The 18,289-nt window shown below is 68.7% G+C and carries 17 protein-coding genes; 12 read left to right on the top strand and 5 right to left on the bottom strand.

Going from position 1 to position 18,289, the window contains the following annotated elements; all coding sequences use genetic code 11:
• The first annotated feature begins 53 nt into the window (after positions 1-53).
• Positions 54-1,691: a multicopper oxidase family protein gene (locus ACT541_RS02885; RefSeq protein ID WP_476134120.1), complete on the top strand. Its 1,638-nt coding sequence runs from the start codon at positions 54-56 to the stop codon at positions 1,689-1,691.
• A gap of 96 nt (positions 1,692-1,787) precedes the next feature.
• Here the strand turns inward: ACT541_RS02885 and ACT541_RS02880 are convergent, their stop codons facing one another.
• The 5 genes from ACT541_RS02880 to ACT541_RS02860 form a co-directional block, all read right to left on the bottom strand.
• On the bottom strand, positions 1,788-2,687 hold the full coding sequence (locus ACT541_RS02880) for a LysR family transcriptional regulator (RefSeq protein WP_476134118.1): 900 nt from the start codon (positions 2,685-2,687) through the stop codon (positions 1,788-1,790).
• A gap of 59 nt (positions 2,688-2,746) precedes the next feature.
• Positions 2,747-3,157, bottom strand: coding sequence for a HypC/HybG/HupF family hydrogenase formation chaperone (locus ACT541_RS02875; protein WP_476134117.1), 411 nt, complete (start codon positions 3,155-3,157; stop codon positions 2,747-2,749).
• Positions 3,148-3,543, bottom strand: a complete 396-nt coding sequence (hypA, locus tag ACT541_RS02870; protein ID WP_476134115.1) for a hydrogenase maturation nickel metallochaperone HypA — start codon at positions 3,541-3,543, stop codon at positions 3,148-3,150. The genes ACT541_RS02875 and hypA overlap by 10 nt, the downstream gene beginning before the upstream one ends.
• 153 nt (positions 3,544-3,696) lie before the next feature.
• Positions 3,697-5,889, bottom strand: a complete 2,193-nt coding sequence (fdhF, locus tag ACT541_RS02865) for a formate dehydrogenase subunit alpha (RefSeq protein WP_476134113.1) — start codon at positions 5,887-5,889, stop codon at positions 3,697-3,699.
• Positions 5,890-5,925: 36 nt separating this feature from the next.
• Positions 5,926-6,471, bottom strand: a complete 546-nt coding sequence (locus ACT541_RS02860; protein ID WP_476134111.1) for a 4Fe-4S dicluster domain-containing protein — start codon at positions 6,469-6,471, stop codon at positions 5,926-5,928.
• Between the two features lie 590 nt (positions 6,472-7,061).
• On the opposite strand from ACT541_RS02860, the gene ACT541_RS02855 reads away from it, so the two are divergent.
• The 11 genes from ACT541_RS02855 (at position 7,062) to hycI (ending at position 18,273) form a co-directional block, all read left to right on the top strand.
• Positions 7,062-7,646, top strand: a complete 585-nt coding sequence (locus tag ACT541_RS02855) for a 4Fe-4S dicluster domain-containing protein (RefSeq protein ID WP_476134109.1) — start codon at positions 7,062-7,064, stop codon at positions 7,644-7,646.
• 2 nt (positions 7,647-7,648) lie between these two features.
• A complete protein-coding gene (gene hyfB / locus ACT541_RS02850; RefSeq protein ID WP_476134107.1) occupies positions 7,649-9,664 on the top strand; it encodes a hydrogenase 4 subunit B in 2,016 nt (671 codons plus the stop codon).
• Positions 9,665-9,674: 10 nt separating this feature from the next.
• Entirely contained in the window at positions 9,675-10,613 is a 939-nt protein-coding gene (locus tag ACT541_RS02845) for a respiratory chain complex I subunit 1 family protein (protein WP_476134106.1), read from the top strand.
• A gap of 19 nt (positions 10,614-10,632) precedes the next feature.
• The gene (locus tag ACT541_RS02840) at positions 10,633-12,072 is read left to right on the top strand and encodes a hydrogenase 4 subunit D (protein WP_476134104.1); all 1,440 of its coding nucleotides are present in this window, start codon (positions 10,633-10,635) and stop codon (positions 12,070-12,072) included.
• A gap of 10 nt (positions 12,073-12,082) precedes the next feature.
• On the top strand, positions 12,083-12,736 hold the full coding sequence (hyfE, locus tag ACT541_RS02835; protein WP_476134102.1) for a hydrogenase 4 membrane subunit: 654 nt from the start codon (positions 12,083-12,085) through the stop codon (positions 12,734-12,736).
• 5 nt (positions 12,737-12,741) lie between these two features.
• Positions 12,742-14,316 (top strand): hydrogenase 4 subunit F, encoded by a 1,575-nt coding sequence (locus tag ACT541_RS02830; RefSeq protein WP_476134101.1) that lies wholly within the window; start codon positions 12,742-12,744, stop codon positions 14,314-14,316.
• Positions 14,317-14,341: 25 nt separating this feature from the next.
• Positions 14,342-16,057, top strand: coding sequence for a hydrogenase large subunit (locus tag ACT541_RS02825; RefSeq protein ID WP_476134100.1), 1,716 nt, complete (start codon positions 14,342-14,344; stop codon positions 16,055-16,057).
• A gap of 17 nt (positions 16,058-16,074) precedes the next feature.
• The gene (locus ACT541_RS02820) at positions 16,075-16,626 is read left to right on the top strand and encodes a formate hydrogenlyase complex iron-sulfur subunit (RefSeq protein WP_476134098.1); all 552 of its coding nucleotides are present in this window, start codon (positions 16,075-16,077) and stop codon (positions 16,624-16,626) included.
• 77 nt (positions 16,627-16,703) lie between these two features.
• A complete protein-coding gene (locus tag ACT541_RS02815; protein WP_476136014.1) occupies positions 16,704-17,420 on the top strand; it encodes an NADH-quinone oxidoreductase subunit B family protein in 717 nt (238 codons plus the stop codon).
• The gene (locus tag ACT541_RS02810; protein ID WP_476134097.1) at positions 17,417-17,818 is read left to right on the top strand and encodes a formate hydrogenlyase maturation HycH family protein; all 402 of its coding nucleotides are present in this window, start codon (positions 17,417-17,419) and stop codon (positions 17,816-17,818) included. The genes ACT541_RS02815 and ACT541_RS02810 overlap by 4 nt, the downstream gene beginning before the upstream one ends.
• A complete protein-coding gene (hycI, locus tag ACT541_RS02805) occupies positions 17,815-18,273 on the top strand; it encodes a hydrogenase maturation peptidase HycI (protein WP_476134096.1) in 459 nt (152 codons plus the stop codon). Before ACT541_RS02810 ends, hycI begins: the two co-directional genes overlap by 4 nt.
• The last annotated feature ends 16 nt before the right edge of the window (positions 18,274-18,289 follow it).

Genomic DNA, 18,289 nt, shown 5'->3' with positions numbered 1-18,289 from the left:
GACCCGATCACCCGCATCCCGACCCGTCCTTCCCGCGTCCTCGGAGTTTCGCCATGACCTTCGCCCCGTCGCCCCTCTCGCTCGATCGCCGCCGCCTTCTCGTCGGCTCGTCGGCCCTGCTCCTCGGCGGGCTCGCCGGGATCGGTCGCGTGCGTGCCGCCGCGCCGCTCCTCACCGTCGGGTCGCGGATGCTCGAGGTGAAGGGCAAGGCGGCGAAGGTCTTCGGCATCACCGGGCCGAACGGGCAGCCGGGACTGGTGGCGCGGGAGGGCGAGCGGTTCGCGGGCGAAGTGGTCAACGCCACCGACGGGCCGCTGATCATGCATTGGCACGGCCAGGTCTTCGCCCCCTTCGATCAGGACCGCGCGCGGCCCGGCGGCGGCGAGAGCCCGGTCGGCGGCCGCGACGCCGCCGACTTCCTCCTCACCCCCGGCACCCACTGGATGCATTCGCATCAGATGACCGAACAGCGCCTGCTCGCCGCGCCGATGGTGACGATCGAGAAGGACGCCGGCGACGTGCAGAACGTCGTCGTCATGTTGCACGACTTCGCCTTCCGCTCGCCCGAGGAAATCCTCGCCGAACTCTCCGGCGGCGGCGGCGCTCACGGCGCCCATGGCGCGGCGGCCGCTCCGGCGGCGCAGGACCCGCACGCCGGCCACGGCGCGACACCCGCCCCGGCCCCGAGCGACGACCACGCCCACCACGGCGCCGCCGTGCCGACGCCCGCGCCCATGCCGACGATGCCGATGGCGCCGATGAGCGGCCACGCCATGCACGGTTCCGGTCCCGGCGCGATGCCGGGCATGGGCGCCGGTGGGAAGACGGGTTCGGGCATGATGCAGGGGATGGGCCCCGGCGCGATGATGGGCATGATGGGCGCCGCGCCGCATGCCAACGACGTCCGCTACGACGCCCATCTCGCCAACGACCGCACCCTCGACGACCCGCAGGTGGTGCGGGTCGAGCGCGGCGGCCGGGTACGACTGCGCATCGTCAACGGCGCCACGGCGACGGCCTATCTCGTCGACACCGGACGGCTGGCCGCCGAATGCGTCGCCGTCGACGGTTCGCCCTGTCGCCCGCTCGCCGGCACCCGCTTTCCGTTGGCGCAGGGGCAGCGCCTCGACCTCGTCGTCACCGTTCCGCGCGAGGGCGGTGCCTTCCCGATCCTGGCGCAGGTCGAGGCCGACCGGGCGCTGACCGGCATCGTGCTGGCGACCGCCGGTGCCGAGGTGAAGCGTCTCGGCGACACGGCCGAGACCGCCGCCGCGCACACCGACCTGTCGCTCGACCTGCGGCTCGCCGCCACGCGGCCGCTCGCCGCCCGTGCCGTCGACCGCACCTTCCACCTGATGCTCGGCGAGGCACCCGGCTATCGCTGGACGCTCAACGGCGCGGTGCACGGCGAGCACACGCCGCTCGAGGCGAAGGTCGGCGAGCGCATCGAGATCACGTTCATGAACCCGACCTCGATGATGCATCCGATGCATCTGCACGGGCATCATTTCCAGGTGGTCGGCTCGCATGGAGGCCGCTTCGCCGGGCCGATGCGCGACACCGTGATCGTGCCACCGCACACGCCGGTGGTGGTCGCCGTCGACCTCGACAAGCCGGGCAGCTGGTTCCTCCACTGCCACCACCTCTACCACATGGCCACCGGCATGATGACCGAACTCAGGGTGGGGTGACGCCGGGATCGAGGACCGGGTGCCGCGCCGGCACGATCCCACGAAGCGGATCCGCTCGGTGCCGCGCATTCCGACACCGGGCGACGCGCAACCCGATCAGGCGCGCAGCGACAGAGCCGACGACAGGACCCGCGCCTCGGCGACCAGCGCCGCGGTCAGGGGCGGTTGCGGATCGCGGTGGCCGGTCACCAGACCGACCAGATTGGCGACCTCGGGCGCGACGATCGGGATGCACTTCACGGTGTCGGGGAAGGCCAGTTCCTCGGCCATCAGCCGCGGCATGATCGTCGACCAGTGGCCGGCGCGGACATGCGAGGCGATGACGACGATCGAGCTCGTCTCGAGCAACGGCTCGGTGCGGCAGCCGACCTCGGCGAAGACGCGGTCGATGATCCGGCGGTTCTGCATCGACGGCGTCAGCAGGCAGAGCGGCAGCGTCGCCACCTCCTCCCAGGTCACCGTGGCGCGGTCGGAGAAGGGATTGCCCTGCGCCGTCACCAGATGATGGCGCTCGCGATAGAGCGGCACTTCCGAGACCCGTCCGAGCGGTTCGTTGTCGAGATAGGTCAGGCCGGCATCGACCTCGAGATTCTCGATCATCGACAGCACCTCGGTCGAGGTGTGGGACGAGATCGTCAGCTTGATCCCGGGATGCCGGGTCCAGAAGGCCGAGGTCAGGCAGGAGACGACCGGTAGCACCGTCGGGATGACGGCGAGGCGCAGATGGCCGGTCAGCCCCTGCTTCATCGTCTCGACGTCGGCGCGCATCGCCCGTGTGTCGCCGACGATCCGCCGCGCCCATTCCAGCACGCGCTCGCCCTCCGGCGTGAAGCCGACGAACCGGGCGCCGCGGTCGACCAGCGGCACGCCGAGGATCGACTCCAATTGTTTGACGGCGGCTGAAAGATTTGGCTGCGACACGCCGCAGACCTGGGCGGCTCGCCCGAAATGCTTTTCGCGAGCCAGAGCCAAGAGGAATTCGAGTTTTTCGTACATGGTTCGCCGATCTTGGCTTTCGAAACCGACGGACGAGAAGCTCGAGCGAGCCGAAACGTTCAGGCGGTCTCGGCGCTGATATCACTCGTCGCCGGCGGCGTCATGTCGGGACAGTTACAAGGGTCCCGGTGATTCGCTGACCTTACGCGCGTCACCGCGACATCTTCTCGCAGGGGATGGTCTTCGCCGTCGAGCGCGATCGCGCCGATGGCACGGTCCATCGCCTCGAACAGCACGAGGCGCGACCGGGCGTCCTCGTCGCTCAGGCACTGGAGCAGGAAACCGGCATGGGCGACGCCCCAGCCGCCGACCAGCGCCTCGAGCGACGCGTCGTCCTCGGCGAGGAGCGCCGCCGAGACGACCTCGACCGTCGCCCGGTCGTCGGCGATGGTGGACGCCGGCGCGATCCGGACGGTGCGGGCCGCGGCGTCCTCGACGGCGACGATCCGCATCGGCAGGGCTAGGCACATGCCGCGCCCTCCCCCGCCGTCTCGACCGCCGGCGCACGTCCGGGCCAGACCACTTCCATCTCGACCAGCCGCATCTCGTCGCCGCCGGTCCGCTCGAGGCGGGTGCCGGCGCAGGTCGGACAGACGTCGAAACGCTCGGTCACCTCGATGTCGGCGGCGCAGTCGAGGCAGTGGAGCCGCCCCGGCGTGCGTTCGATCTCGAAGCGGGCGCCCTCCATCCAGCTGCCGCGGGTGGTCGTCTCGAGCGCGAAGAGGAGCGCGTCGGGATCGACGCAGCCGAAGCGGCCGATCCGGATGCGCAGCCGCCTCAGGCCGACGAAGCCGCGCCGCCGCTGCTCCTCGTCGAGGATGTCGAGAATGGATTCGCACAGCGTCAGTTCGTGCATCGGTTCCACTCCGTGGATGCCGGGTCCCGGATCGTCGGGGCGAGCGATCCGGAACCCGGAGAGTTTCCCCCGCGTGGACGGACGCGGGGGCCGCGCGGATCAGGGACACCCGCGCGGGAGACCGACGGCGCACGAGGCGCCGCCGGCGACATCTCACGCGGGCACGGCTTCCCGTTTGGCCGCGGCGACCGGGCGATCGCCGATCGCGGCGGCGCCGGCGAGCCCGCGCTTGAGCTTGGAATATTCCTGCACGACGTAGTTCTCCGCCCACGCCTGGTCGGCGATCGGCTCGACCCGCACGGCCGAGTACTTGTACTCGGGCGTCTTCGAGATCGGGTCGACGTGATGGACGGTGAGCTCGTTGCAGGCGCCGATCCACCACTGGTAGGTCATGTAGACCGCACCCTTGTTGGTGCGATCGGTCACCATCGCCCGGGCGATGACCTTGCCGCGCCGCGACTGCACCCAGACCAGCTGCTGGTCCTTGACGCCGAGAGGCTCGGCATCGTCCGGGTTGATCGTGACGTAGCCGGGTTCCTCGGCGAGCGTGGCGAGCGCCGAGCAGTTGCCGGTCATCGAACGGCACGAGTAGTGGCCGACCTCGCGCACGGTGCAGAGCCCGAGCGGGAACTCGGCGTCGACCTTCTCCAGCGGCGCGCGCCACTCGGCGGCGAAGAGCAGGCCCTTGCCGGACTTGGTCTGGAATTCGTTGCCCTCGTAGAGCCACGGCGTGCCGGGATGGCTCTCGTCGGGGCACGGCCACTGGACGTAGCCGAGGCCGGCGAGCTTCTCGAAGGTCGCGCCCTTGTAGAGGTGGCAGAGCGAGATCAGCTCGTTCCAGATCTCTTCGGTCGAATGGTAGTCGATGCCGTCGTAGCCGAGAGCCTTGGCCATCAGGCCGTAGATCTCCCAGTCGTGCTTGACGTCGCCCTTGGCGTCGACCGCCTTGTAGAAGCGCTGGAAGCCGCGATCGGCGGAGGAGAAGATGCCGTCGTGCTCGCCCCAGGAGGTCGCCGGCAGGATGACGTCGGCGAACATCGCCGTCTTCGTCATGAAGATGTCCTGCACGATGATGAACTCGAGCGCCTCGAAGCCCTTGCGCACCGTGGCGAGATCCGGCTCGGTCTGGGCCGGGTCCTCGCCGAAGATGTACATCGCCTTCAGCTTGCCCTCTTCCGCCGCGTGCGGAACGTCGGTGATCGACATGCCGACCTTGTCCGGCAGGCTCGGGACGCCCCAGGCCTCGGCGAACTTGGCGCGCGCCTCGGCGTCGGTGACGTAGTAGTAGCCGGGGAAGACGTTCGGCAGCGCGCCCATGTCGCAGGCGCCCTGGACGTTGTTCTGGCCGCGGACCGGGCCGACGCCGACGTTGGGCTTGCCGAGGTTGCCGGTGAGCAGCGCCAGGCCAGAGAGGCCCTTGACCACGTCGACCGCCTGACCCCACTGCGTCACGCCCATGCCCCACAGGATCGTGGCGGTCTTGGCCTCGGCATAGGTGCGCATCGCCCGGCGGATCTCCGAAGCCTTCAGGCCGGTGATCTCCTCGACGTATTCGGGCGTGTATTTCTCGACGGTCTTCTTGTACTCCTCGAAGCCCTCCGTGAAGTTCGCCACGTAGTCCTTGTCGTAGAGGCCTTCGGTGATCAGCACGTTGGCGAAGGCATTGACCAGCGCCATGTTCGAGCCGTTCCTGAGGGCCAGCCACTGGTCGGCGATGCGCGCGGTCTCGATGCGGCGCGGGTCGCAGACGATGATCTTGGCGCCCTTCTCCTTCGCCTTGACGATACGGCGGGCGACGATCGGATGGCTGTCGGCGGCGTTGTAGCCGAAGCACAGGATGCAGTCGGTGTCCTCGATCTCGGCGATCGAGTTGGACATCGCGCCGTTGCCGAGCGTCACCATCAGACCGGCGACCGAGGGGCCGTGGCAGACACGGGCGCAGCAGTCGATGTTGTTGGTGCCGATGACGGCGCGGGCGAACTTCTGGGCGACGTAGTTCGATTCGTTGCCGGTGCCGCGCGAGCTACCGGTCAGCATGATCGAATCCGGGCCGTGCTTCGCCTTGATCTCGGCGAGGCGGCCGCTCGCGAAGGCGATCGCCTCGTCCCAGGACACCGCCTCGAACTCCCTGTCGCGCGAACGCCGGATCATCGGCGACTTCAGGCGCGGCGTCAGGATCTTGGTGTCGTTGACGAAATCCCAGCCGTACCAGCCCTTCAGGCACAGTTCGCCCTGGTTGGTGACGCCGTCCAGCGCCTCGGCGCCGACGATCTTGCCGTTTTCGACCAGCAGCGCGAGCTTGCAGCCCGATCCACAGTACGGGCAGACGGAAATGTGCTTTTCCATGGTCTCGACCTCGAAAGGAGATGAGGGATCCGGCCGTCAGGCCGCTTCGATGGCAGCCGTCTCGACGGCGGTGCGCAGCTGACGCCGGGCGCGGGTCTCGGCGAGGCGGGCCTCGTCCATCACGTGCAGGGCATCGGTGGGGCAGACCTTGACGCAGGCGGGACCGCCGGCGTGATCGATACAGAGGTCGCACTTGTGAGCTTCGGCGCGGACGCCGTCGGCGACGGTGATGCCGGCGAAGCGGCGCACGGCCGGACGCGTGGTCACCTGCATGGCGCCGAAGGGACAGGCGACGACGCAGCTCTTGCAGCCCAGACACTTCGACTGGTCGACCTGCACCGTGCCGTCGCGATAGCCGATGGCATGCGACGGACAGGCATTGGCGCAGGGGGCGTCCTCGCAGTGCCGGCAGGTCACCGGGGTCGAGATGTTCAGGGTCTTCAGAACGACCAGACGCGGCTCGAACGGCACGTCGGCGAGAACATCGACGTTCTCACGCGGCGCATGAGCGAGCACGCAGGCGACTTCGCAGGTACGGCAGCCGATGCACTTGGACGGCTCGGCGACGATGAAGCGGTTCATCTCGAATTCTCCTCGAGAAGGACGTCTGGCGACCCCGGAAGGCCGGGGCCGGGGGTTCCGGAACCTCGCGTTCCGCGAGGTCGAAGGTCGGACGGCGGAGGTCCGGGGCTTCCGCCCGCTCCCGCCGAACGCACGGGCCCGTCACGGGCTCGTGCAGGCACCGCCTGACGGCGGCTGCCGGTTTCACGCATTCAAAGCGCACCTCGCCCGAGGCCCCACCGGGTTGGTGGAGGTTCGATTGGTTTTCCTGATCGAGCGACAACAAAGATTTATTGAAGTCATATCCCGATCTCGAATTCGCATATCAGGCTTACACACCAATAAGACCTGGACAAAAAGATCGCGCAAATGCGTATACGATGTTTTGTCTCTGGCAATTTCGTACTCGTGGCTCTATGCGATTTGTCGTGGCCGAATGAGTTTCGGTGATTTTTGAAATCGAAGACTGTGATTTACTTCGACTATGAAGTGATAAATATCAGTCGATCGATTTTGGTTATCGCCGCCCCATCGGCATCGCGGACGAGGAAGCCAGCCGGACGACGACAGTCGGTTCGTCCGTGGCCCTCGCCGCCGCATGGAGGTTGGAGATGAACCGCTTCGTCATCGCGGACCCGGGACGTTGCATCGGCTGCAATACCTGCCTGGCCGCCTGCAGCGCCGCCCACGAGCAGAGGGGCGCGCAGAAGGCGCCCCGGCTGACCGTGACCCGCACTGCGACCGGCTCTGCGCCGGTGCTCTGTCGTCAGTGCGACGACGCCCCTTGCGCCCGCGTCTGTCCGGTCGAGGCGATCCGTCTCGAAGGCGGCGCGGTAAAGCTCGACGAGAAACGCTGCGTCGGCTGCAAGATGTGCGCGCTCGCCTGCCCCTTCGGCGCGATCTCGCCCTCGGGCACGCCGATGTCCGGCGTCGCCGGCGTCGTCATGCCGGAGGCCCGTCGCCCCGCCGGCCTCGATCCGATTCTCGCCTGGGACATCGGCGTCAAGACGGTCGCCGTGAAGTGCGACCTCTGCGATGGCTCGGACACCGGCCCCGCCTGCGTCCGCGTCTGCCCGACCAACGCCCTGTGGGACGTCGGAACCGGCACTCTCGCCCGTTCCAACGACATGCGGCGCCTCGCCACGGCGAGCGCGCGCGGTCCCGCCCTGCCTCTCGCCCTCGAGGAGCATGACTGACCATGTCCGCCATCGATCTCCTTCTCCTGTCGCTCGCCGTCTTCGCGTTCGGCGCCCTCGCGGGCCTGGCCCTGCGCGCCTCGGAACGCGCGGCGATCGCCGTCGTCGGCCTCGCCGGCACGCTCGCCGGCGCACTCGGCCTGTTCGCCGGCCTGAAGGCCCTCGCCGCGCCCGCCGTCACGCTCGATCTCGGCGGGCCCTTCCCCTTCGCCAGGCTCCTCCTGCGCCTCGATCCGCTGAACGGCCTGATGGTCGCGGTGATCTGCGGCCTGGCGCTGGTCGCCTCGATCTATTCGCTCGCCTACGTGCGCGAGTACGAAGGTCGCGGCGTCGGCGCGATGGGCTTCTTCACGCTCACCTTCGTCGCCTCGATGGTGCTGGTGGTGGTGAGTGACGACGCCTTCTGGTTCCTCGTCTTCTTCGAGATGATGTCGCTGGCCTCCTACTTCCTGGTCATCTTCGACCAGAACGAAGAGGCGGTGTCGGCGGGCTTCCTCTACTTCCTGGTCGCGCATGCCGGATCGGTCGCGATCATGGCCGCCTTCTTCCTGATGGCGAATGCCGCCGGTTCGTTCGAATTCGCCGACTTCCGCGCCCATCGCCCCGGCGAGCTCGCGGCCTCGGTCGCCTTCGTGCTGGCGCTTCTCGGCTTCGGCGCCAAGGCCGGCATGATCCCGTTGCACATCTGGCTGCCGCGCGCTCACCCGGCCGCGCCGTCGCACGCCTCGGCGCTGATGTCGGGCGTGATGATCAAGATCGGCATCTTCGGCATCGTGAAGGTCGGCATCGACCTGCTCGGCGGCACCGTCGCCTGGTGGGGCCTCGTCGTCCTCGCCCTCGGCGCGATCTCGTCGGTGCTGGGTGTGATCTACGCGCTCGCCGAACACGACATCAAGAAGCTGCTCGCCTACCACTCGGTCGAGAACATCGGCATCATCATGCTCGGTGTCGGCACCGGCATGATCGGTCTCGCCACCGACCGTCCGGTCGTCGCCGTCCTCGGCCTGATGGCCGGCCTCTATCACCTCGTCAACCACGCGGTGTTCAAGGGCCTCCTGTTCCTCGGCGCCGGCTCGGTGATCTGGCGTGTCCACACCAAGGACATGGAAGAGATGGGCGGTCTCGGCCGCACCATGCCCTGGACGTCGATGTCCTTCCTCGTCGGCGCACTCGCGATCTCCGCCATCCCGCCGCTGAACGGCTTCGTCTCCGAGTGGTACACCTACCAGTCGCTGTTCGTCGCCGCGCTCGACGGCACCTTCGCGGTGCGCTTCGCCACGCCCGTAGCCGCCACCCTGCTGGCGCTGACCGGCGCTCTCGCGGTGATGTGCTTCGTCAAGGCCTACGGCGTCGTCTTCTCCGGTGCCCCGCGCAGCCGTCATGCGGCGGAAGCGACCGAAGTCCCCGCGCCGATGATCGTCGGCATGGTGCTGCTCGCCGCCGCCTGCGTCGTGCTCGGCATCGCCGCGCCGCTCGTCGCACCGGTGCTCGCCTCGACCGCCGCCGCCACGCTCGGCCTGTCGCCGATCGCGGTCGCCGACGGTGCCCTGCTCGTCGCCGGCGGCAACGACGCCGCGACGCTCTCCACCCCGCTGGTCGCGCTGCTCCTCGTCGGCCTCGCCACGCTCCCCGCACTCCTCGGTTCGATCTCGTCGGTCGCACGCCGCGTGCCGCGCAAGGGCGACGCCCCCTGGGCCTGCGGCTATCTGCCGGACGGCCACATGACGGTCTCGGCCGGCTCCTTCGCCCAGCCGATCCGCATGTTCTTCGCGCCGCTCTACGCGGTTCGGGGTCGGGTCGCCGCCTTCGACCGGGCGATGGAGGCGCGTTTCGACCGCTTCGTCTCCGGCTGCCGGCGCAACGAACAGATCTTCGACACCCGTCTGGTCGCGCCGATCGTCGAGGCCGTCACCTCGATCGGCAACCGCGCGAGGGCGATCCAGAGCGGCGATCTGCGTGTCCACTGCCTCTACATCGTCGCGGCCCTGGTCGCCCTGCTTCTCGTGACCCTGCGCTAGGAGCCCCGCCATGCCCAGCTTCGCCAATCTCGTCGTCGCGCTCGTGCAGACGCTCCTCCTCGCCGCCGCCGCACCGCTGGTCTCCGGTTGCCTCAGGGTGCTGCGCGCCAAGATGCACACCCGCCACGGCCCCGGTATCCTCCAGGACTACCGCGACCTGTTCAAACTGCTGAAGCGTCAGGACGTTCGCCCCCCGGCGGCGGGCTTCGCCTTCCGCCTGATGCCGATCGTCATGCCGGCGACGCTGCTCGTCGTGGCGATGGGCACGCCGATCCTGACCCGGGCGACGCCGATCGCCGCCCTCGGCGACCTGATCACCACGATCTATCTCTTCGCGCTCGCCCGCTTCTTCTTCGCCCTCTCGGGTCTGGACAGCGGTTCCTCCTTCGCCGGCATCGGCGCCAGCCGCGAACTGACCCTCGGCGTGCTGGTCGAACCGGCGATGCTGCTGTCGCTCTTCACCGCGGCGCTGCTGGTGGGTTCGACCAACCTCGGCGACATCGGCTCGGCCATCGTCGCCGGCCACCCCAAGGCCATGGCGGCGACGCTGCTCGCCGGCGTCGCCTTCGCCTTCACCTGCTACATCGAGCTCGGCAAGCTCCCCTACGACATGGCCGAAGCCGAGCAGGAGCTCCAGGAAGGCCCGCTCACCGAGTATTCCGGCCCGTCGCTGGCGCTGGTGAAGTGGTCGCTGTCGCTGAAGCAGATCGTCGTCGTCGCCTGGTTCGTCGGCACCTTCGTGCCCTTCGGCTCGGCGACCGAGATCACGCTGCCGGCCCTCGCGTTCGGCCTCGTCGCCTTCGTCATCAAGGTCGCGGCGATCATGCTCGCCGTCGGCATCGTCGAAAATTCGGTGGCTCGCGCCCGCTTCCGCCTGACCTCGCGCCACACCTGGCTCGGGCTCGGCATCGCTTCGCTCGCCTTCGTCTTCCATCTGGCCGGCCTCTGAGCCGCGACGGGAGAGAGACATGATCAATCTCGCACTCGCGACCATCCTGTTGCCCTTCGTCGGGGCGATCGTGGTGGCGCTCGCCCCCCAGCCCGCGGCCAAGACGATCGGTCGTCTGTTCGCCGGCCTCTCCTTCCTCTCGGTGCTGACGCTGGCGATCTCCTTCGCCCGCGGCGGCAAGGTGGCCGTCGAACGCGCCGTCCTGAGCTTCGGCGACGTCGAAGTCCTCGGCTTCGCGGTCGACAAGGTGTCGGTCCTCGTCGCGGTGGCGGTCGTCGCCATCGGCCTGCTCGTCACCCTCTACTCGGTCGACTACTTCTCGGCCGGCAACCGCGAACACGCCGACATCGGCCGGCGCCGCTTCTGGTCCTTCATCCTGGTCTTCATCGGGGCGATGGCGGGTCTCGTCTTCACCTCGACGGTGATCGGCCAGCTGGTGTTCTTCGAGATCACCGGTGCCTGCTCCTGGGCGCTGATCGGCTACTACGAGAAGCCCAAGGCGCTCGCCTCGGCCCTCAAGGCGCTGATCGTCACCCACATCGCCTCGCTCGGCCTCTACGCCGCCGCCGTGGTGCTGTTCCTGTCGACCGGCACCTTCGCCCTGTCGGCGATCGGCACGCTGCCGGTCGCGACCAAGACCATCGTCCTCCTGGCGATCCTGGTCGCCGCCTGGGGCAAGTCGGCGCAGCTGCCCTTCCACATGTGGCTGCCCGACGCGATGGAGGCGCCGACCCCGGTGTCGGCCTATCTCCATGCCGCCTCGATGGTGAAGGTCGGCGTCTACATCTATGCCCGCGCGCTGATGTCGTCGAACGGCGCCCCGGAGATCGTCGGCTGGGTCGGCACGATCATGGCCGTGATCACGCTGGTCTACGGCTTCGCCATGTACCTGCCGCAGGCAGACCTGAAGCGTCTGCTCGCCTGGTCGACCATCACCCAGCTCGGCTACATCTTCCTCGGCCTGTCGCTGTCGGTGTTCGGTTCGCAGCTCGCCTTCGACGGCGCGATCGCCCACATCTTCAACCACGCCTTCGCCAAGACGCTGTTCTTCCTGGTGGCGGGTGCGCTCAGCTACACCGCCGGCACCCGCATGCTGCCGGTGCTGCGCGGCATCCTGGCGAAGTCGCCGATCCTCGGCATCGGCTTCGTGGTGGCGGCCTTCGCCATCACCGGCGTGCCGCCCTTCTCGGGCTTCTTCTCGAAGTTCGCGATCTTCGCCGGCGGCTTCCGGATGGCCGATGCCCATCCGGCGCTGTGGGTCCTGGTCGCCGTCGCGCTGCTCGAGTCGGTCGCCTCCTTCGCCTGGTTCCTGAAGTGGATCGGCAAGACCGTCCCCGGCACGCCGTCGGAGACGATGGCCGCCGCCCAGCCGGTCCCCGCCTCGATGCGCTTCGTGCTCACCGTCCTGATCGTGATGGCCGTCGCGTCGTCCTTCATCGCCACCGCCTGGCTCGGTTGAGGAGGCAGACATGTCCGGATTTCAACTCGTCAACGGTCTCGCCGGCCTGCTGATCGTCACCTCGCTCCTGGTCATCACGGCACGGCGTCCGACCGGGTCTGCCTTCTACTACGCGCTGCAGTCGCTGGTGCTCGTCGCCATCTTCCTGACGCTCGGCGCCACGGTCGGTTCGCACGAACTGACCGCCTGGGCCGCGACCTCCTTCGTCACCAAGGTCCTCCTGGTGCCGATCCTGATGACGCGCCTCCTCGGCCGGCTCGACGACGTCAAGCTCGGCTCGGGCGAGCGCGTGCCGCCGGCCGTCTCGGTGTTGATGGCCGCCGTCGTCGTCGTGCTGTGCTTCTGGGTGGTGGACGGCGTGTCGCTGCCGGCCGCCGAGGCGATCAAGCCGGCGCTCGCCGTGTCGCTCGGCCACTTCTTCCTCGGCCTCGCGGCGATCGTCACCCAGCGCAACATCCTCAAGCAGGTGTTCGGCTACTGCCTGATGGAGAACGGCTCGCATCTGACGCTGGCGCTGCTCGCCGCCAAGGCGCCGGAAGTCGTCGAGATCGGCATCGCCACCGACGCCGTCTTCGCCGTGGTGATCATGGCCGTCCTCGGCCTGCAGATCCACCGCACCCTCGGCACGCTCGACGCCGACCAGCTCACTTCTCTGAAGGGATGACCGCCATGGTGCCCTCTATCCTTCCTCCCCTGATGCTCGCCGTGCCGCTGGTGGCCGCGATCTCCATCGCGCTGCTGCCCGCCCGCGACGGCGGCAACCGCACCATCGAAGCGGTCCACGTCGGCTCCGGCGTGGTGGTGGCCCTGGCCTCGCTGCTGGCGGTCGGACGCGTCCTCGCCGGTGCCGATCTCTCGGCGGTCGGCGGCTGGTTCGTCATCGACCCGCTGGCGGCGATCTTCGTCGCCCTGATCGGCCTCGTCGGCCTCCTCACCGGCCTCTACGCCGTCGCCTACGTCCGCCACGACGTCGCCCACGGCGAGCTGACGCCCTCCAAGCACAAGCTGTTCTTCGCCTTCTTTCAGTTCTTCGTCTTCACGATGATGCTCGCGGTCACCTCGAACAACATCGTGCTGACCTGGGTGGCGGTCGAGGCGACGACGCTGGGCTCGGCCTTCCTCGTCGGTCTCTACGGCCGGCGCTCGAGCCTCGAGGCGGCGTGGAAATACGTCATCATCTGCACCGTCGGCGTGGCCTTCGGCCTCTACGGCACCGTGCTGACCTTCGCCGACGGCGCCGCCGCCTTCGGCGATCCCGAGAAGGCGGTGTTCTGGACCTCGCTGACCGCCGACGCCGCCCGGCTCGACCCGATGCTGGCCAAGATCGCCTTCGTCTTCGTGCTGATCGGTTTCGGCACCAAGGCCGGCCTCTTCCCGATGCACGGCTGGCTGCCGGACGCCCACTCGGAAGCCCCGAGCCCGGTCTCGGCGCTGCTCTCCGGCGTGCTGCTCAAGTGCGCTCTCTTCGTGGTGATCCGCTATCTCGCCGTCACCTCGCGCGCCGTCGGCCCCGAGTTCCCGCAGATGCTGCTGCTCGCCCTCGGCTTCCTGTCGGTCACCGTCGCCGTCTTCCTCTTCCTCGTCCAGAAGGACCTGAAGCGGAAACTCGCCTATTCGAGCGTCGAGCACGTCGGCCTGATCGCCATCGGCCTCGGCTTCGGCGGCCCGCTCGGCGTCGGCGCGGCGCTCTTGCATGCGATCAACCACTCCTTCGCCAAGTCGCTGATCTTCTGCGCCTCGGGCAACGTGCTGATGAAGTACGGCACCCGTGACCTGACCCAGGTGAAGGGCCTGCTCCGCGTCGCCCCGGCGAGCGGCGTGATGGTGCTGATCTCCGCCCTGGCGCTCGCCGGCTTCCCGCCCTTCGCGGTCTTCGTCTCCGAGTTCCTGGTGATCGGCGCGGGCTTCGCGGCGGGTCAGTGGCTGCCGGCGATCATCCTCGGCCTGCTGCTCACCATCGCCGTCGCCGCCTTCGTCCAGATCATCTCCGGCTCGGTGCTCGGCAAGGCGCCGGAGACTGTTCCGGTCGGCGACGTCGGCTGGCGGGCGCTCGCCCCGATGTGGGCGCTGGTGGCGATCGTCGTGGCGCTCGGCGTCGCGGTGCCGCGGCCGGTCGGCCAGCTGGTGCGCGAAGCGACCGCCGTCGTCGTCGGTGGCGACCGCGGTGCCGTGATCGCGGCCCCCTGGCAGAAGTCCCTCGAACCGGTCGCAGCCCTCGCCCCCCGGGCCGAGCCGCGCATCTGACCCGCCGTCTTCAGGAGACGAGATCATGAACGTCAGCCCCAAGCTCCCGGTCGGCGCCTCGCACATCGCCGCTCTCCGGGCCGAGTTGCCCCACGCCGTGCTCGACGAGAGCCGCCAGACCGCCGACCAGCTCACCGTCACGGTGAAGCTCGACAGCCTGCCGGAAGCCGTCGCCTATCTCTACTACGGCCGCGGTGGCTGGCTGTCGGTGGTCGTCGGCAACGACGAGCGCTCGCTCGACGGCACCTTCGGCCTCTACTACGTGCTGTCGATGGAGGAAGAGGACCCCTGCTACGTGGTGGTCCACGCCAAGGTGCCGGAAGGCAAGGAGGAGTTCCCCTCGGTCACGCCCAAGGTGCCCGCCTGCGTCTGGGGCGAGCGCGAGGTGCGCGACATGTACGGCCTGGTGCCGGTCGGTCTGCCCGACGCCCGCCGTCTGGTGCTGCCCGACGACTGGCCGGAGAACCTTCACCCGCTGCGCAAGGACGCGATGGACCATCGCTTCCGCCCGGCGCCGACCAAGGACGACGAGACCTATTCCTTCGTCAACGACTCCGACCGCGAGACCACCGTCGTCCCGCTCGGACCGCTGCACATCACCTCCGACGAACCCGGCCACTTCCGCCTGTTCGTCGACGGTGAGGACATCATCGATGCCGACTACCGGATGTTCTACGTCCACCGCGGCATGGAGAAGGTGGCCGAGACCCGCATGGGCTACGACGAGGTCACCTTCCTCGCCGATCGCGTCTGCGGCATCTGCGGCTACGCCCATTCGGTCGCCTACGCCAACTCGGTCGAGAACGCGCTCGGCATCGAGGTGCCACTGCGTGGTCAGGCGATCCGCTCGATCCTGCTCGAGACCGAGCGGCTGCACAGCCATCTGCTCAACCTCGGTCTCGCCTGCCACTTCGTCGGCTTCGACACCGGCTTCATGCAGTTCTTCCGCATCCGCGAGAAGTCGATGATGCTGGCGGAGATGCTGACCGGCAATCGCAAGACCTATGCGATCAACCTGATCGGCGGCGTCCGTCGCGACATCCTGGGCGAACAGAAGGCCCGCACGCTGGCGACCGTCCGCGAGCTGCGCGACGACGTCACCCGGCTCGTCGACATGCTGATCTCGACCGCCAACGTCGAAGGCCGCGTCAAGGGCGTCGGCATCCTCGACCCGAAGGTCGCCCGCGACTACTCGCCGGTCGGACCGCTCGTTCGCGGTTCGGGTCACCGCCGCGACACCCGCGTGCTGCATCCCTTCCAGGGCTACAGGTTGACCGATCTCGGCATCAACACCGGCGACGGCTGCGACGTGCTCGCCCGCACGCTGGTGCGCGTGCAGGAGGTCTTCGACAGCATCGGCCTGATCGAGGCGCTGCTCACCGACACGCCGGCCGGGCCGATCCTCACCGAGGACTTCACCTACGTGCCGCACAAGTTCGCCCTCGGCTTCACCGAGGCGCCGCGCGGCGAGGACATCCACTGGTCGATGACCGGCGACAACCAGAAGCTCTATCGCTGGCGCTGCCGCGCCTCGACCTACGCCAACTGGCCGGTGCTGCGCTACATGCTGCGCGGCAACACGGTGTCGGACGCGCCGCTGATCGTCGCCTCGATCGACCCCTGCTACTCGTGCACCGACCGCGTCACCGTCGTCGACGTCAAGAAGGCCACCCAGAAGACCATCCCCTACAAGGAGATGGAACGCTACTGCCGTGACCGCACCGCATCGCCGCTGAAGTGAGATCGGGAGAGACGACCATGTTCAAGCTCATCAAGGAGATCTTCCGATCCGGCGAAGCGACGGTGAAGTACCCCTTCGCCCCGCTCGCCATGGAGAAGGACCTGCGCGGCAAGCCCGAGCACACCGGCGAGCAGTGCATCGCCTGCGCCGCCTGCACCATCGCCTGCCCCGCCAACGCCATCACGATGGCGACCGACGTCGAGGCGGCGACCCGCACCTGGTCGATCGACTACGGCCGCTGCGTCTTCTGCGGCCGCTGCGAGGAGGTCTGCCCGACCGACGCGATCCGGCTGACGGAGGAATTCGAACTGGCGGTGGCGAACCGCGCCGATCTCGTCATGAAGGCGGTGTTCAGGCTCGCCCGTTGCGAGGTCTGCGACACGCCCTTCGCCGTCGCCAAGGAAGTCGCCTACGTCCAGGACATCGTCGCCGCGGGCGCGCCGACCGCCGACGAGGCGGCGCAGCGTCGCCGGCTGGCGGCCACGTGCCCGAGCTGCAAGCGCATCCACGACGTGACCCAGATCGCCGCCTTCGGCGTCGCCCGCCGCATCGAGGAGACCCGTCGATGACCCGCCTTCCCACCGTCGACCAGTTCACCCCCGCCTCCGGCATCGGCAGGATCGACACGCCGGCCGACATCGCCAGGATGAAGGGGGCGCTGCTCAAGGACATCCAGCGGTCGGCCTACGTCTACCGGGTCGATTGCGGCGGCTGCAACGGCTGCGAGATCGAGATCTTCGCCGCCATCACGCCGCTCTTCGATGCCGAGCGTTTCGGCATCAAGGTGGTGTCCTCTCCGCGCCATGCCGACATCCTGCTGTTCACCGGCGCGGTGACCCGCTCGATGCGCATGCCGGCGCTGCGCGCCTACGAAGCCGCACCCGACCCGAAGATCGTCGTCTCCTACGGCGCCTGCGGCTGCTCGGGCGGCATCTTCCACGACCTCTATTCGGTCTGGGGCGGCACCGACAAGATCGTGCCGGTCGACGTCTACATCCCCGGCTGCCCGCCCTCGCCGGCGGCGACGATCTACGGCTTCGCCGTGGCGCTCGGCCTGCTCGGCCAGAAGCTGAAGGCCAAGACCCACGTCGAGGGCGAGAACGAGCGCGTGGCGATCGCCCACCCGACCGTGCCCTACAATCTGCGCGTCCTGGTCGAACGCGAGGCGCGGCGGATGGCGGGCTATCGTCAGGGCGGCGATCTCGCCGAGGTCTTCCTCGCCGCGATGGAGGCCCCGGAGGGTCGGCCCTTCGCCGACCGTCTCGACGGCCTGATGCGCACCACGTCCGATCCGCGCACGCGCGAGATCTTCGAGGCGCTCGGCGGCGTGATCACCGCCGCGATCGGGAGGCTGACGAGATGAAGAAGGTCGTCTTCTACCGCCTCGGCGAGAAGTTCCTCGAGCGCGAGGAGGACGTTCCCGCCTCGTCGAAGAACGTCGTCTATCACGCGCTGGCGATCGGCCATCACGTCGGCGTCTTCGACTGCCTCGAGCCGTTCCTGCACTGCTCGTTCGACTTCTGGGAGCGCCTGCTGGCGCTGCTGCCGGAGGGCGAGGCGCGGCGCAAGCTCGAGGGCGTCGACCGCTTCGGCGAGATCATGGTCGACCGCACCCACACCGCCCTCCTCGGCCAGGCCTTCGCCGAGGCGCGCCCGCGTCTCGACGAAGACATGGTCGAATGGTGCGACACGTTCCAGACTTCGCTCGCCGCGATCGAGATGGAACCGGCGATCTATCTGATGGGGAGGAAGGTGCCGTGACCGACATCGTGTTCACCGTCGGCAATTCGCTGATGGGCGACGACGGCGCCGGGCCGCTTCTGGCCGAAAAGCTGGAGCGGGAACCCGCCGCCGGCTGGGAGGCGATCGACGGCGGCTCGGCCCCGGAGAACGTCATGCATGCGGTGCGCGCCGCCGCCCCCGACCGGGTTCTCCTGGTCGACGCGGCCGAGATGGGGCTGCCGCCCGGCTCGGTCCGCCGGATCGATCCGGGGATGGTCGCCGATCGCTTCCTGATCGACACCCATGCGATCCCCCTCGATTTCCTGATCGCCTCGCTCGGCGAGACGGTCGGCGAGGTGATCTTCGTCGGCATCCAGCCGGCCCGGGTCGCCTTTTACGAAGACATGACGCCGGCGGTCGTGGCGGCCGTCGACCACCTCCACCGCGGGCTCGCGGGCGGCCTCGATCCGGCATTGCTGCCGCCCGTCGTCTGAAGTGGACAGCCCCGCC

This window comes from Pinisolibacter sp. DMC100 (genome assembly GCF_056313705.1).
The sequence above is the reverse complement of the archived record's forward strand: the minus strand, read 5'-3'. Positions and strand labels throughout refer to the sequence as shown.